Source organism: Streptomyces sp. NPDC002044 (assembly GCF_040296725.1).
Taxonomy (GTDB): domain Bacteria; phylum Actinomycetota; class Actinomycetes; order Streptomycetales; family Streptomycetaceae; genus Streptomyces; species Streptomyces antarcticus.
Window position 1 is genome coordinate 30,984 of record NZ_JBEOXU010000005.1, and the last position, 14,079, is coordinate 45,062.

The 14,079-nt window shown below is 73.8% G+C and carries 12 protein-coding genes; 5 read left to right on the plus strand and 7 right to left on the minus strand.

Annotated features, from left to right (window positions below; all coding sequences use genetic code 11):
• Nucleotides 1-115: 115 nt before the first annotated feature.
• Nucleotides 116-1,045 (minus strand): mycothiol synthase, encoded by a 930-nt coding sequence (gene mshD / locus ABT106_RS02410; RefSeq protein ID WP_351271081.1) that lies wholly within the window; start codon nt 1,043-1,045, stop codon nt 116-118.
• A 169-nt stretch (nt 1,046-1,214) separates the two neighbouring features.
• On the opposite strand from mshD, the gene ABT106_RS02415 reads away from it, so the two are divergent.
• A complete protein-coding gene (locus ABT106_RS02415) occupies nt 1,215-3,032 on the plus strand; it encodes a bifunctional metallophosphatase/5'-nucleotidase (RefSeq protein ID WP_351271084.1) in 1,818 nt (605 codons plus the stop codon).
• Between the two features lie 153 nt (nt 3,033-3,185).
• Here ABT106_RS02415 and ABT106_RS02420 read toward each other — a convergent pair whose 3' ends face one another.
• Nucleotides 3,186-3,971, minus strand: a complete 786-nt coding sequence (locus tag ABT106_RS02420) for an alpha/beta fold hydrolase (protein ID WP_351271087.1) — start codon at nt 3,969-3,971, stop codon at nt 3,186-3,188.
• Nucleotides 3,972-4,086: 115 nt separating this feature from the next.
• Here ABT106_RS02420 and ABT106_RS02425 point away from each other — a divergent pair, with 115 nt between their 5' ends.
• Complete coding sequence (locus tag ABT106_RS02425; RefSeq protein WP_351271089.1) at nt 4,087-4,701, plus strand: TetR/AcrR family transcriptional regulator; 615 nt, start codon at nt 4,087-4,089, stop codon at nt 4,699-4,701.
• A gap of 58 nt (nt 4,702-4,759) precedes the next feature.
• A complete protein-coding gene (locus ABT106_RS02430) occupies nt 4,760-5,635 on the plus strand; it encodes a phosphatidylinositol-specific phospholipase C (protein ID WP_351271092.1) in 876 nt (291 codons plus the stop codon).
• Here the strand turns inward: ABT106_RS02430 and ABT106_RS02435 are convergent.
• The 5 genes from ABT106_RS02435 to ABT106_RS02455 form a co-directional block, all read right to left on the minus strand.
• Nucleotides 5,615-7,045, minus strand: a complete 1,431-nt coding sequence (locus ABT106_RS02435; protein WP_351271094.1) for a HAMP domain-containing sensor histidine kinase — start codon at nt 7,043-7,045, stop codon at nt 5,615-5,617. The genes ABT106_RS02430 and ABT106_RS02435 overlap by 21 nt on opposite strands.
• Nucleotides 7,042-7,776 carry a response regulator transcription factor gene (locus tag ABT106_RS02440; protein ID WP_351271096.1) on the minus strand — a complete coding sequence of 245 codons (735 nt, stop codon included), beginning with the start codon at nt 7,774-7,776 and terminating at the stop codon, nt 7,042-7,044. The genes ABT106_RS02435 and ABT106_RS02440 overlap by 4 nt, the downstream gene beginning before the upstream one ends.
• Before the next feature lie 114 nt (nt 7,777-7,890).
• Nucleotides 7,891-9,102 carry a S1C family serine protease gene (locus ABT106_RS02445; protein WP_351271098.1) on the minus strand — a complete coding sequence of 404 codons (1,212 nt, stop codon included), beginning with the start codon at nt 9,100-9,102 and terminating at the stop codon, nt 7,891-7,893.
• Nucleotides 9,103-9,474: 372 nt separating this feature from the next.
• Nucleotides 9,475-10,497 (minus strand): LacI family DNA-binding transcriptional regulator, encoded by a 1,023-nt coding sequence (locus tag ABT106_RS02450; protein WP_267724417.1) that lies wholly within the window; start codon nt 10,495-10,497, stop codon nt 9,475-9,477.
• A gap of 24 nt (nt 10,498-10,521) precedes the next feature.
• Nucleotides 10,522-11,394 carry a winged helix-turn-helix transcriptional regulator gene (locus tag ABT106_RS02455; RefSeq protein WP_351271102.1) on the minus strand — a complete coding sequence of 291 codons (873 nt, stop codon included), beginning with the start codon at nt 11,392-11,394 and terminating at the stop codon, nt 10,522-10,524.
• A 478-nt stretch (nt 11,395-11,872) separates the two neighbouring features.
• Between ABT106_RS02455 and ABT106_RS02460 the strand changes: the two genes are divergently transcribed.
• Nucleotides 11,873-12,127, plus strand: coding sequence for a MoaD/ThiS family protein (locus ABT106_RS02460; RefSeq protein WP_351271105.1), 255 nt, complete (start codon nt 11,873-11,875; stop codon nt 12,125-12,127).
• A gap of 742 nt (nt 12,128-12,869) precedes the next feature.
• The gene (locus tag ABT106_RS02465; protein WP_351271245.1) at nt 12,870-14,063 is read left to right on the plus strand and encodes a hypothetical protein; all 1,194 of its coding nucleotides are present in this window, start codon (nt 12,870-12,872) and stop codon (nt 14,061-14,063) included.
• Nucleotides 14,064-14,079: the final 16 nt, after the last annotated feature.

A 14,079-nucleotide genomic window follows, 5' to 3' on the forward strand; every position in this document is an offset into this window, starting at 1 on the left:
CCGGACCCCGCGCCTCAACCGCCGGCGGGGCTGACTTTGGGGCGGGGCCTGGGTTTCGGCGGGGCTGACTTTGGGGCGGGGCCTGGGTTTCGGCGGGGCTGGGTCTTGGGTGGGGTCAGCTTTCGGTGCGGTACATCAGGTCCACCTCGTGGGTGGTGAAGCCGAGGCCCTCGTACACGGCGAGGGCCGCCGGGTTGTCGGCGTCCACGTACAGCATCGCCGTGGGCAGGCCCCGGGCCGCCAGGTGGCGCAGGCCGATCGCCGTGAGGGCCTTGCCCAGGCCGCCGCCCTGGGCGCCGGGGAGGACACCGACCACGTACACCTCGCCGAGCCTCTCCGCCGCGTGGACCTTCGTCCAGTGGAATCCGACGAGCTTCCCGGCCCGCTCCGCGAGGAAGAACCCCTCGGGGTCGAACCACGGCTGCGCGATCCGGTCGTTCAGGTCGCGCTGCGTCAGCGAGCCCTGCTCGGGGTGGTGGGCGAAGGCGGCCGCGTTCGCCGCGAGCCAGGCCGCGTCGTCCGTGCCGGGGACGAAGGCGCGCACCGTCACCCCGGCCGGCAGCGCGGCCTCGGGCAGTGGGGCCGCGTCCGCGCCGAGCGGGCGGCGCAGCTGGCGCAGTTCGCGGAACAGGGTCAGGCCGAGGACCTGCGCGAGGTGCCGGGCGGCGGACTTGCCGCCGTGCGCCCACACCCGCAGCCGCTTGCCGGAGCCGGCGAGCAGGGCCGAGCCCAGGGCCCGCCCGTGGCCGCGTCCGCGCAGCGCGGGGTGGACGAGGAGTTCGGCGGCCGGGGCCTCGACCGGGTCGGTGTCCTCCAGTTGCCCGTACCCCGCGAGCCGGCCGTCCGCGGTGAGCAGGAAGTGCCGGATGCCCTCGCGCGGGCCGCCGCGCAGCTGGAGCCGGCCCTGTTCGGAGACGGCGTGGGTGCCGTCGGTGCGTGCCGCGTCCTCGATCAGGGCGAGTACGGCGCCGGCCTGCTCCTCCGTCAGTTCGTCGAGGGTCTCGATCTGCCGTCCCGGCTCCAGGGCCCCTGCTGCGTCAGTCATGGCACGAGCCTACGACCGCGGCGGCCCGGTGGTGGAGCGCGGCCCGGGCGGCGGTCCGTCTTCTGCGCGTAACCACCTCGATACCCGTTCCCCCCTGTCGCGCTACGCGCGTTGACCATAGGCTGCGGCGGACCTCCCAAGCTGTCTCGCTGTCCACGAAGGGGAACAAATGTCAGCGACGCCACAACGGCTCCGCCGCTCCCGCCGGTTGACCCTCACCGCCCTCGCCGTCACGGTCGGGGCCGGGGCGATGGTCGCCGCCGCACTGCCGGCCGGCGCCGCGAGTGGTGGCGGTGCGGCCAAGAGCCGGACCGTCGATGTGCAGATGCTCTCGTTCAATGACTTCCACGGCACGCTGGAGCCCCCGCAGGGCTCCTCCGGCACCGTGACCGAACGTCAGGCCGACGGCACCACCAAAGCCATACCCGCGGGCGGGGTCGAGTACCTCGCGACCAGCCTGCGCGAGGCCCGCAAGGGCCGCGAGTACTCCGTCACCGCCGCCGCCGGTGACATGATCGGCGGCAGCCCGATGCTGTCCGGGCTCTTCCACGACGAGCCGAGCATCGAGGCGCTGAACAAGCTCGACCTGGACGTGTCCGGCGTCGGGAACCACGAGTTCGACGAGGGCAAGACCGAGCTGCGCCGCATGGCGTACGGCGGCTGTCACCCCGTCGAGGGCTGTTACGAGTTCGGCAAGACCTTCACGGGCGCCGAGTTCCCCTACCTCGCCGCGAACGTGACGGACGAGAAGACGAAGCGTCCGCTGATGTCGCCCACCTTCATCTGGAAGAAGGGGGACGTGAAGATCGGCTTCATCGGCGTCACCCTGGAGGGCACTCCGGACATCGTGACCGCCGAGGGCGTCAAGGGCCTGAAGTTCGGCGACGAGATCGAGTCGATCAACAAGTACGCCGCCGAGCTGAACAAGCAGGGCGTGAAGTCGATCGTCGCGCTGATCCACGAGGGCGGTCTGCCCGCGAACGGCGCGTACAACTACGACTGCGACGCCCCGGGCGCGGGCGCCGGCATCTCCGGTGCGATCGTCGACATCGCCAAGAACGTGGACCCGAAGGTCGACGCGCTGGTGACCGGCCACACGCACCAGGCGTACGCCTGCAACATCCCCGACCCGGCGGGCAACCCGCGTACGGTCACCTCGGCCGCCTCCATCGGCCGCCTGTACACGGACACCACGCTGACGTACGACCGGCAGACCAAGGACATCGTCCGTACGCCGGTCACCTCGCCGAAGCCGGTCAACAAGGTCGTCACCCGCGAGCAGCCCAAGGCCGCGGACATGACCGAGCTGATCCAGCGCTGGAACGAGCTGGCGGCCCCGGTCGCCAACCGTCCGCAGGGCTTCATCTCGGCGGACATCCCGGGCCGCGGCTCGCCGGAGTTCGAGAAGCCGCTGGGCGACCTGATCGCCGACGCGCAGCTGGAGGCGCTGGCCCCGGCCGACAAGGGCGGCGCGCAGCTGGCGCTGATGAACCCGGGCGGCATCCGCTCGGACCTCGCCTACAGGGCCTCGGGCCAGGAGGGCGACGGCGTCGTCACCTACGGCGAGTCCTTCACGGTCCAGCCGTTCACGAACATGATGAACGTCGTGGACCTGACCGGCGCCCAGCTGATCACCACGCTCCAGCAGCAGGTCAGCGGCCCGGTCAACGGCCTGAGCCCGAAGATCCTGCAGGTGTCGAAGGGCTTCGCGTACACCCTGGACACGACGAAGGCCGGTGCGGACCGCATCGTCGTGGACTCGGTGCGGCTGAACGGCGCTCCGATCGACCCGGCCAAGACCTACCGCGTCGCGATGAACGAGTTCCTCGCGGGCGGCGGTGACGGGTTCACCGTCCTGAAGGAGCACAAGAACAAGCTGGTGGGCGCGTCCGACCTGGACTGCTTCAACGCCTACCTGACGAACAACTCCTCCGCGGCCTCCCCGATCGCCCCGCCGGCGGCGAACCGGATCACGGTCGTCAAGTAGTTCCCGCGCGGTACCGCGCGCAGTGCGCCCCGAGGGGCGGTGGGCCCGACGGCCCGCCGCCCCTCCGGCGTTCCCCGTCCCGGGAGGGGCGCAGAGGCACAGAGGCGCGGAGACGCAGAGGTTCAGAGGCACAGAGGTTCAGAGGCGAGGAACTCAGAGGCCGGCCAGGAACGTCCTGACCGCCTGGGTGAAGCCCTCCGGGTCCTGGAACGGAACGTAGTGCTCCGTGTCGAGGCCGACGTACGCCGTCCCCGGGCGTCGGGCGACCATCGCGTCGGCCTGGGCCTGGGGCAGGGCCGTGCTGCGCAGGCCGTGGACGAGCAGGGCCGGGCAGTCGCTCGCGAGCCAGGTGTCCCAGTGGGATCCGTACCCCTGTTCCACGGTCTCCAGGGTGTCCTGCGGGTGGAACGGCAGCCGCCAGCCGGAGCCGTCCGGGAGGGGCCGCAGGAAGGGGGCGACGCCCTCGCCGAACGGACCGCAGGCCGCGACGAGTTCCCCGCGGGTCTCCGCGGTGTACGCAAGGCCGGGCAGGAAGCCGAGAAAGCCGTGGCCGAGGGGGCTCGGGATCTCCACGGGGGCGTCGACGTTGACGAGCGCGCCGACCAGGTCGGGCCGGTCGGCGGCCAGCCGGTAGGCGTTGAGTCCGCCGAGGGAGAAGCCGAGGACGGCCACGGGGGCGGCGGTGAGGCCCAGGTGTTCCAGCAGGGCGACGGCGTCGGTGACGTATCCGGCGCGGTCGTACGCGTCGGCGCGGTCGGAGTCGCCGTGGCCGCGCTGGTCGGGGGCGATGACCCGCCAGTCGTCGCCGAGGGCGGCGGCCAGGCCGGTGAAGTGGGCGCCTTCGGACAGGCCGCCGTGCAGGGCCAGGAGCGGGCGGCCGGGGCCGCCGAAGTCCAGGTAGGACAGGGTGCGGTCGTCGATCGTGAGGTCGTGGCGCATGCGTTCTCCCCGTTCCGTCATGTCTGGGTGGTCCCAGCCTGACAGGAGTTGGGCACGTGCGCAATACGCTCGTGTAGGGCGCTTGCCCAAAAAGGCGCGCGGCTACGATCCCGCCATGGGAAATCGCGAGGACCTGCTGGCCGGAGCGCGCCGCTGCCTGGAGGAGAAGGGCTATCTGCGCACGACCGTGCGCGACATCGCCGCGGCCTCGCGGGTGAGCATGGCGGCGATCGGCTACCACTTCGGCTCACGTGAGGCGCTGCTGAACCAGGCGCTCTTCGCGGCGATCGACGAGTGGAGCGACGCCGTCGGCGGGCTCGCGGGGGAGGGCGAGAGCGCCGAGGAGCGGTTCGCCGACATGTGGGACCGCAAGGTGCGCAACTTCGGCGAGCTGCGCTGGCTGTGGATCGCCAACGTCGAGGCGTTCGTGCACGCGCAGTCCTCGCCGGAGCTGCTCGCCGCGCTGGCCGCCGGGCAGCGCGCCGCCCGCCCGCACGTGGCCGCGCTGCTGCGGGGGGTGCCGGAGTCCGAGGTGGCCGAGGCCGACGCCCGGAGCCTGGGGTCGGTGCAGATCGCGCTGATGACCGGGGTCATGGTGCAGGCCCTGACCGACCCGGAGCAGGCCCCGACCGGCCGGGAGCTCGCGGCGGGGCTGCGCGGGCTGGCCGCGCTGCTGGACGAAGGGGACGCGCCCGTCGCGCGGCCCGGATCCGGCACTACCGGTAGGTAGTATTCCTGAGGTGTCCACGCCATAATCCGCCCATCACTGGGTCGGCGAAGGGGCGGACATGGGACTGGACCGGCGGGCGTTTCTGGTCGGAGCACTGGCGGCGGGAACCGGCGCGGCGATCGGGCTGGGGCCGGCGGCACCGGCCTCCGCCAAGGCGCTCGGCACCCAGGACTGGATGGCGGGCCTCGGCGACGCCACCCCCCTCCAGCGGATGACCATCCCCGGCACCCACGACTCCGGCGCCACCAAGGGCGGTCTCTACGTCGCCTGCCAGAACACCTCGATCGCGCAGCAGCTCGACTCCGGCATCCGCTTCCTCGACGTCCGCTGCCGGGTCACGGGCGGATCGTTCGCCATCCACCACGCGGCCTTCTTCCAGGACCTGATGTTCGGCGACGTCCTGGTGGCCTGCTGGAACTTCCTCGCCGCCCACCCCTCCGAGACCGTCCTCATGCGGGTCAAGCAGGAGTACTCCGGCGACAGCGACGCCACCTTCCGCGCGGTCTTCGACGACTACCTCGACAACCGGGGCTGGCGCCCGCTCTTCCGCATCGCCGACACCCTGCCCGCCCTCGGCCAGGCCCGCGGCAAGGTCGTCCTCCTCGCCGACAACGGCGGCCTGCCCGGCCTGCGCTACGGCGACGGGAACGTCTTCGACATCCAGGACGACTACAACACCGAGCCCTTCGCCAAGCGCGGCCGGATCGAGAACCACTTCCGCAAGGCCGTCCAGCAGCCCGGCAAGCTCTTCGTCAACTACGCCAGCACCGCCGCCTACATGCCGCCCCGCTGGAACTCCGACCGCCTCAACCCCCAGGTCCACGGCTTCGTCGACGGCGGCGAGATGGCCGGCCGCACCGGCCTCGGCATCGTCCCGATGGACTTCCCGAACACCCGGGGCGGCCTCGTCGCCTCACTGATCCGGCACAACTGACGGCGGCGGGGCCGGCGCGCCCGGGATGCGGAGCACCGCCTCCGTGCCCGGGCCGCCGTCCCGGGCCGCGCGCAGCCGCGCCGTGCCGCCCGCGCGCTGCACCGTACGGGCCACGATCGACAGGCCCAGCCCGCTGCCGGGCAGGGCGCGCGCCGACGGGGAGCGCCAGAACCGCTCGAAGACGTGCGGAAGGTCCTCGGCGGGGATGCCCGGCCCGTGGTCCCGTACGGTCAGCTCGCCCGCCCGCAGCGTCACCTCGACCCTGCCGCCCGGCGGGCTGAACTTCACCGCGTTGTCCAGGACGTTGACCACCGCCCGCTCCAGCGCGGGCGCCTCACCCCGTACGTACCAGGGCTCCAGGGCGGAGCTGAAGTCCAGCTCCGGACCGCGCAGCCGGGCCCGGGACAGCGCGGTCCCGGCGACCTCGTGCAGGGCCACCACCCCGAGCGGGCCGGGGGAGACCGCGTCCGGCCGCGACAGCTCCTGGAGGTCCCCGATCAGCGCGGCCAGCTCCGTCATCTGCGCCTTCACCGAGGCCAGCAGCTCCCGGCGGTCCTCGGGCGGGATGGCCCGCCCGGTGTCCTCGCTGCGCGCGAGCAGCTCGATGTTCGTACGGAGCGAGGTGAGCGGGGTGCGCAGCTCGTGCCCGGCGTCCGCGATCAGCTGGGCCTGGCGTTCCTGGGAGGAGGCGAGCGCGGCCGTCATGGAGTTGAAGGACCGCGACAGGCGGGCGATCTCGTCGTCGCCCTCGTCGGGGATGCGTACGGTCAGGTCCTCGGTCCGGGCGATGTGCTCGACGGCGTCGGTCAGCTCGTCGACCGGCCGCAGCCCCGTACGGGCCACCCACAGCCCCGCCGCGCCCGCGCCGACCACGCCGACGCCGGACACGAACAGCAGGACCCAGGCCAGGGTGGACAGCGGCTTGTCGATGTCGGCGAGCGGCTTGGCGATGGAGATGCCGAACACGCGCCCGCCGGACACCTGTGCGGGCGTCGTGTAGACGCGCATGTCGACGCCGTCGGAGGTCGTCACGTCCTGCAGGGTGGCCCGCCGTTTGCCGGCCGCGATCTCCTGGTCGACGGCGGTCACGGGCAGGGTCGCCGGTCCGCTCACCCAGCAGTGCCCGCCCTGGGCGGTGACGATCTGGACGGTCGCGTTGAGGTTCCCGGCGATGTCCTGCTTGGACTCGGCGGGACGGGTCACGCAGCGGCCCACCTCCAGGACCCGCCCCACCTCGGGGTTCGGGTTGGTCGCCATCAGCGAGCGGTCCAGCTGGTCGCGCAGCTGGGTGCGCACCATCACCCAGGACACCGCCGCGACCCCGGCCACGGCGACCGCCACCGCGACCGCGACCAGCAGCGCCAGGCGCGAGCGCAGCGGCAGGGCGCGGAACCGGGCCGCCGGACTCACTCGGGCCCGCTCTCGCCGGCCCGCAGGACGTAGCCCACCCCGCGCACCGTGTGCACGACGCGGGGCTCGCCGCCCGCCTCGGTCTTGCGCCGCAGGTACATCACGTACACGTCCAGGGAGTTGGAGCTCGGCTCGAAGTCGAAGCCCCACACGGTCTTGAGGATCTGCTCCCGGGTCAGGACCTGGCGCGGGTGCGCGAGGAACATCTCCAGCAGCGTGAACTCGGTACGGGTCAGCTCCACCGGGCGCCCGGCCCGGGTGACCTCGCGGGTGGCGAGGTCCATGCGCAGGTCGCCGAAGACCAGCGCGTCCTCGGGCTCGGCGCCGCCGGTGCGCGGGGCGGCGTACGAGCTGCGGCGCAGCAGGGCGCGGACGCGGGCGAACAGCTCGTCGAGTTCGAACGGCTTGACGAGGTAGTCGTCGGCGCCCGCGTCGAGGCCGGTGACGCGGTCGCCGACGGTGTCGCGGGCGGTGAGCATCAGCACCGGGGTGACGCCCCCGGCGGCGCGCAGCCGGCGGGCCGCCGTCAGACCGTCCATGCGGGGCATCTGGATGTCCAGCACGATCAGGTCGGGGGCGTACGAGGCCGCCTTGTCGAGGGCGTCGATCCCGTCGACGGCGGTCTGTACGGCGTAGCCCTCGAAGGCGAGACTGCGGCGCAGGGCCTCGCGCACGGCCGGCTCGTCGTCGACGACGAGGATGCGCTGCTGGTCGTCTTCGGCGGCGTTCATGGATGCTCCCCCAGGGGTGTGCGGTCGGTGCGCGGCGGCGCCTTCCAGCCTCGCACGGGCGGGCTGGGGGGTGTCGTCACACTCGCGCCTGCCGCGCGGCGCCCGGCCCGCACGCTAGAAGGAGGTGCCGAAGCCGTTCGCGGCGCCGCCGGTGGCGGAGCCGGTGCCTTCGCCGCCGGTCCCGGAGCCGGCGCCGCCGGGGCCGCCCTTGCGGAGGGAGTCGAGGTCGGCCTTGATGGTGTTGACCGGGATGGCGAAGCCGAGGCCGACGCTGCCGGCGCCGGCGCTGTCGCTGGAAGGGGAGTAGATCGCGGACGGCATGCCCACGATCTCGCCGTTCATGTTGACGAGGGCGCCGCCGGAGTTGCCGGGGTTGAGGGAGGCGTCCGTCTGGATGGCCTTGTACGAGGTGGTCTCCGAGCCGGTGTTCCCGTTGAACTGCTGGCCGCCGTAGGAGAACGGGAAGCCGCCGCCCTGCTGCTGCCTGCTCTGCGGGGACTGCTGCTCCGACTTCGGTACGTTCACCTCGCGCTCCAGCGCGGAGACGATCCCGCTGGTGACGGTGCCGGTGAGGCGGTCGGGGGAGCCGATGGCGACGACCTGGTCGCCGACCTTCAGACCGCCGGAGTCGCCGAGCTTGGCGGGCTTGAGGCCACTGGCCCCCTCCAGCTTGATCAGGGCGAGGTCCTTGTCGGGATCGGTGCCGACGGTCTTCGCGCTGTACTTCTTGCCGTCGCTCATCGTCACCTGGATCTCGGAGGCACCGCTGATCACGTGGTTGTTGGTGACGATCTCGCCGTCGGCGGTGATCACGATGCCGGAGCCGGTGCCCTGGCCGGAGCCGGTACGGGTGTCGATGCGGACGACGGAGGGGCTGACCTGCTCGGCGACGCCGGAAACGGTGCCGATGCTGGACTGCGAGACGTTGGAGCCGCTGACCCCGCCGCCGGAGCCGGCGGCCGAGTGCCCGGCGAACTGCTGCACGGCGGCCGCGGTGCCGCCGCCGACGACGGCCGCGGCGAGCGCCACGGCGGCCAGCAGCGCGACCGGCCTCCTGGCGCGGGGCGCGGGCGCCGCGTGGGCGGGACCGCTCCAGGCGGCGCCCGCCGGGGGCACCGTCTCGCCCTGGATGACCGGAGGCTGGTGCGCCTCGTGCCAGCCGGGCGCGGGGGCGGGCGGATACGCGGGCGGCGGCGGGTACGAGGCCCCCGCCGCGTCCTGGGCCAGCCGGTCACGCCCCCGCTGCCAGTCCTCGCCGAAGGGCGGGTGCTGGGCCGGGCGGTTCTCCTGCGGGTACTCGCCTTCGCGGCGGAAGCTGTCGGTCATGTCCCCGACTCTGTCCGCGGATCATGAGAGCTTCCTGAGCCTGGCCTGAGAAGCCCGACAGAACCGCGTATGCCCCATATAAGGACCTGTGGTAAGCCGCTCGCAGCCCCTCAGGCGCTTCGGACCCCGTCCATCAGGACCTCAAACCCCGAATGCCATTAAAAGCGACATATTGGCAGCAGTCGCGCCCAGCCTCCCACTGGCGAGGCGGCACATCCGGGGCGGCAGCGACCACGATCAGCCCCGCCGGCGTTTGAGGCGCGGGGTTCGGGGCGGAGCCCCGAGAAGCCGGCCCGCGGGCAGGAACGCGCGGAGGACGCCGCGCGCAGAGGCCCGGCCGGAGCAGAGCACACCCCCACCGACCGCCGGAGGCTACCGGCAGCCGCACGACCGCCGGATCACCAGCGCCGAAGGGAACTGCTTCAGCCGCTCCCGCCGCGACCCCGCGACCCGCAGCCCGTCGTCCAGCACCAGGTCCACCGCGGCCCGCGCCATCGCCGGGCGGTCGGAGGCGATCGTCGTCAGCGGCGGGTCCGTCAGGGCCGCCTCCTTGACGTCGTCGAACCCGGCCACGGCCAGCTCGCCCGGCACGTCGATGCGCAGCTCGCGGGCGGCCCGCAGGACGCCGATCGCCTGGTCGTCGGTCGCGCAGAAGATCGCCGGGGGGCGGTCCGGCCCGGAGAGGACCTCCAGGGCCACCTTGTACGCGTCGTAGCGGTTGTACGGGGCCTGGAACAGCCGGCCCTCCACCGAGCGGCCGGACTCCAGCATGGCCCGGCGCCAGCCCTCGACGTGGTCGGCCACCGGGTCGCCGACCTCGGGGGTGTTCTCCACGCCGCCGAGGCAGGCCACGTACGGGTGCCCGTGTTCCAGCAGGTGGCGGGTGGCGAGCTGGGCGCCGCCGATGTCGTCCGTGACGACGGCGACGTCGTCGATCGCCTCGGGGCGCTCGTGCAGCAGCACGATCCGCGCGTCCCATGCCTCGATCTCCGAGGCCGCGCGCTCGCTCATGCCCTGGCTGACCAGGATCAGGCCCGAGACCCGCATGCCGAGGAACGCCCGGAGGTAGTGGACCTCGCGCTCGTCGCGGTAGTCGGAGTTCCCGACCAGGACCATCTTTCCGCGCTCGGCGGCGGCCTGCTCGACCGCGTGCGCCATCTCCGCGAAGAACGGCTGCCGGGCGTCCGGGACGATCATGCCTATGAGGTCGGTGCGCCGTGAGGCCATCGCCTGGGCGACCCGGTCCGGGCGGTAGCCCAGCTCCTTGATCGCGGCGAGGACACGCTCGCGCGTGGCCGGGGCAACCGGCCGGGGTCCGTTGTTGATGACGTAGCTCACGACGGCGGTAGAAGTACCCGCAAGTCGCGCCACGTCATCCCGCGTCACCTTGGCCACGCGCGGCAGTCTACGCGGGGTGACCTACCTCTGGGCAGGGCGTCCTGCGGAGTGGATGCCCACGGGGTCTTCGGCCGCCCGGGTGACGGCCGCGGCGTCCGGGGCGGAGCCGTGACCCGAGCCCTGCGCGGCGCTCCGCGCGGCCGCCTGGGACGCGGCGGACGCGGCCTGCGCCGCCAGCTGCGCCGCCGCCTGTGCCGCGGCCTCCGCCTGCGCCCGCTCTACCTTCTCGGGGGTGACGAAGCGGTAGCCGACGTTGCGGACCGTGCCGATCAGCGACTCGTGCTCGGGACCCAGCTTCGCGCGCAGCCGCCGTACGTGGACGTCCACCGTCCGGGTGCCGCCGAAGTAGTCGTAGCCCCAGACCTCCTGGAGCAGCTGGGCGCGGGTGAAGACCCGGCCCGGGTGCTGGGCGAGGTACTTCAGCAGCTCGAACTCCTTGAAGGTCAGGTCCAGGACCCGCCCCTTCAGCTTGGCGGAGTACGTGGCCTCGTCGACCGACAGGTCGCCGTTGCGGATCTCCATCGGGGAGTCGTCCGAGCCCAGCTGCTGGCGGCCGGTGGCCAGCCGCAGCCGCGCCTCGACCTCCGCGGGACCCGCGGTGTCCAGGAGTACGTCGTCGATGCCCCAGTCGGCGGTGACGGCCGCGAGACCGCCCTCGGTGACGACGAGGAGCAACGGGCAGCCCGGCCCGGTGGAGCGGAGCAGCTGGCACAGCGACCGCACCTGCGGCAGGTCGCGGCGGCCGTCGACGAGGATCACGTCGGCTCCGGGGGTGTCCACCAGGGCGGGGCCCTCGGCGGGCGCCACCCGGACGTTGTGCAGCAGAAGGCCGAGGGCGGGCAGCACCTCGGTCGACGGCTGCAGGGCGTTGGTCAGCAGCAGGAGAGAGCTCATGCCCGACCACCTGCCCGGGTCGGGCGGTCGAACACGGTTCGCTGGTCCATCACGTCGGTTCCTCCTCGGTCCCGTCGAGGACGTGCGCGGTACGGCTTCGTACGTGGTGCGTGGTGCGTGCTGCGTCGTGCCTCGTGTGCGGTGTCCCGGCCGGCCCCGCGCCCTGAGGCCCGGAGGGACACCACCGTTCTCGTTCTGTTCAACGCGCTGAAAGCACAAAAGGACCCGGGGGCAACATTGCCCGGATCCTCTTCGCAGCAGAATAGCCCACCGCCCCTTTCGTGGCCGAGGCTTCTACCGGTACCGGTTCTGTGGTCCCTGCCACGCCTCTGTCCAGCGTATGCCCCGGTTTCACCGGATCGGCGGCCTCCGGGTGGACCGTCCGGGCGCACACGGGGCGCGTGGATGCACGTCGGAGCGGGGGGTAGGAGGGGTCATCATGGAGGCCGACGGTAGAGAGCCGACGATAGGAGCAGCAGTGGCAACCGGAACCATCCGCTACTGGGCGGCGGCCAAGTCCGCGGCCGGGACGGCGGAGGAGCCGTACTCGGCGCGCACCCTGGCCGAGGCGCTCGACGCCGTGCGGGAACGCCACCCCGGGGAACTGACCCGGGTCCTGCTGCGCTGCTCCTTCCTCGTGAACGAAGAGCCTGTGGGCAAGCGCCCGCACGATTCCGTCCAGCTGGCCGAGGGGGGCACCGTCGAGGTGCTCCCCCCGTTCGCGGGCGGGTGAGCGGGAGCCGATGAGCACGCCCGAAGAACAGCAGCAACAGCAGCAACAGCAGCACCAACGGCAGCAGCGGGCCCAGGGCCAGGCCCCGGCGGAGCAGGAGCAGTACGCCCAGCCGCAGGACCCGTACGGCACCCAGACCTGGCAGTCCGACACCTGGGACACCAGCTACCAGCCGGTGCACCCGCCGGTCGGCGCGGCCCCCGACCGGCCGGTGGCGCCCGAGGGGTGGTTCCGCGACGAGGCCGCCGCCCAGGGCGCCGACGGGGCGGGAACGCCCCCGGACGACGGGGCGTACGGGCAGCCGTACGGGCAGTCGTACCCGGCTCAGTCGTACCCGGCGCAGGCGGACCCGGGGCAGCTGGCCCCGCAGGCGTACGGGCAGCAGCCCGAGCAGGCGTACGCGCCGCAGGCCCGGCAGGCGTACCCCCAGCAGCCCCAACAGCCCCAGCAGCAGGCGTACCCGCAGGCGGTCGCACCCGACGGCTGGTTCCGCGACGAGGCGCCGGCCGAGCAGGACCAGCCGGCGCAGGCCCAGGCCGCGCAGGCCGGGCCCGCCGCCGGCTGGCCGCAGGACGGCGGCACGGCGGCCCCGGCCGCCGCCGAGACGGCGTATCTGCCGCCCTACCGGGAAGCCCCCGCGGAGGCCACGGCGTACCTGCCGCCCTACCGGGACGAGGCCCCCGCCGAGGCGACGGCGTATCTGCCGCCCTACCGGGAAGCCCCCGCGGAGGCCACGGCGTACCTGCCGCCCTACCGGGACGAGGCCCAGGCCGCCCCGGCCCCGGAGCCGGCCGCCGCGGCGCCCGAGGGGTGGTTCCGGGACGAGGTCCCGGCCCCGCAGGCCCACGCCCCGCAGGCGCCCGTCCAGGACTGGTCCCGGGGCGCCGCCGCCTCCGGCTGGCCGGAGGCCGCCGCCGAGCAGACGGCGTACCTGCCGCCCCAGGCCACCGAACCGGAGCCCGAGCGGTCCGCGCCCGCGGGCCCGGCCGCCGCCGGGCAGTCCGCGGGCCCGGCCGCCGAGCAGACGGCCTACCTGCCGCCCTACCCCGCTCCCGGGGCGGCTCCCGGGGCCGCCCCGGGAGCGGCCCGGGGTCCGGCCCACGCCGCGCCCGCCGCTCCGGAGGCGGCCGGCGAGGAGCCCGCGTACTCCCCGCCGACCCTCGCGGGGAACACCCTGCGGGCCGTCGACCCCGCCCAGGCCCGCGCCGAGGGCCGGTCGCCGATCATCGACCCCGGTCCGCAGCCCGCCCTGCTGACCGCCGCGCTCGGGGTGCTGCTCGCCGCGGCCGCCGTCTTCGGGTCGTACGCCCTGCTCGTGCCGCTGGTCGCCCTCCAGGGGCTCACCGCGGCCGGCTGGTTCCGCCTCAACGGCATGTGGCCGGCCCGCCAGGGCATCGCCCTCGCCTTCGCCGGAGCCCTCGTCGCCGACGCGGCCGTGCTCGCGGTGGACGAGCCGTACGGACCCGGCGCGATCGTCGGCACCCTCGGCGCCTGGGTGCTGCTCACCCTCGTGCTCCAGCTGCGCAGTCACGCCGACCCCGACGAGCGGATGTACGGGCTGATGGCCTCGGTGGCCTCCGCCGCCCTGGCGATCGTCTGCGCCGGATACCTGGCCGCGGACTCCGCGGCCGTCACCGTCGGCGCGGCCGCCGTCGCGGTCGCCGTCTTCGCCCGCGCCCTGCCGCTGCCCACCGCGCCCTCGGTCGGCGTCTCGCTGGCGGCTGCCGCCGGCGCCGGCATCGCCGTGGGCGGGCTGACCTCCCTCGGGGCCGGCGGGGCCCTGGTCGGCCTCGCCGCCGGGGTGTGCGCGCTGATCGGGCTGCGCGTGGCGGCGTATGACTATCCGTCGAAGTTCGTGCACATGACGGCCGGGGTCGCGCTGCCGCTGGCGGCCGCCGCGCCCGCCGTGTACCTGATCGGGCGGGTGGTGGGCTGATCCCTGCCCGACAACG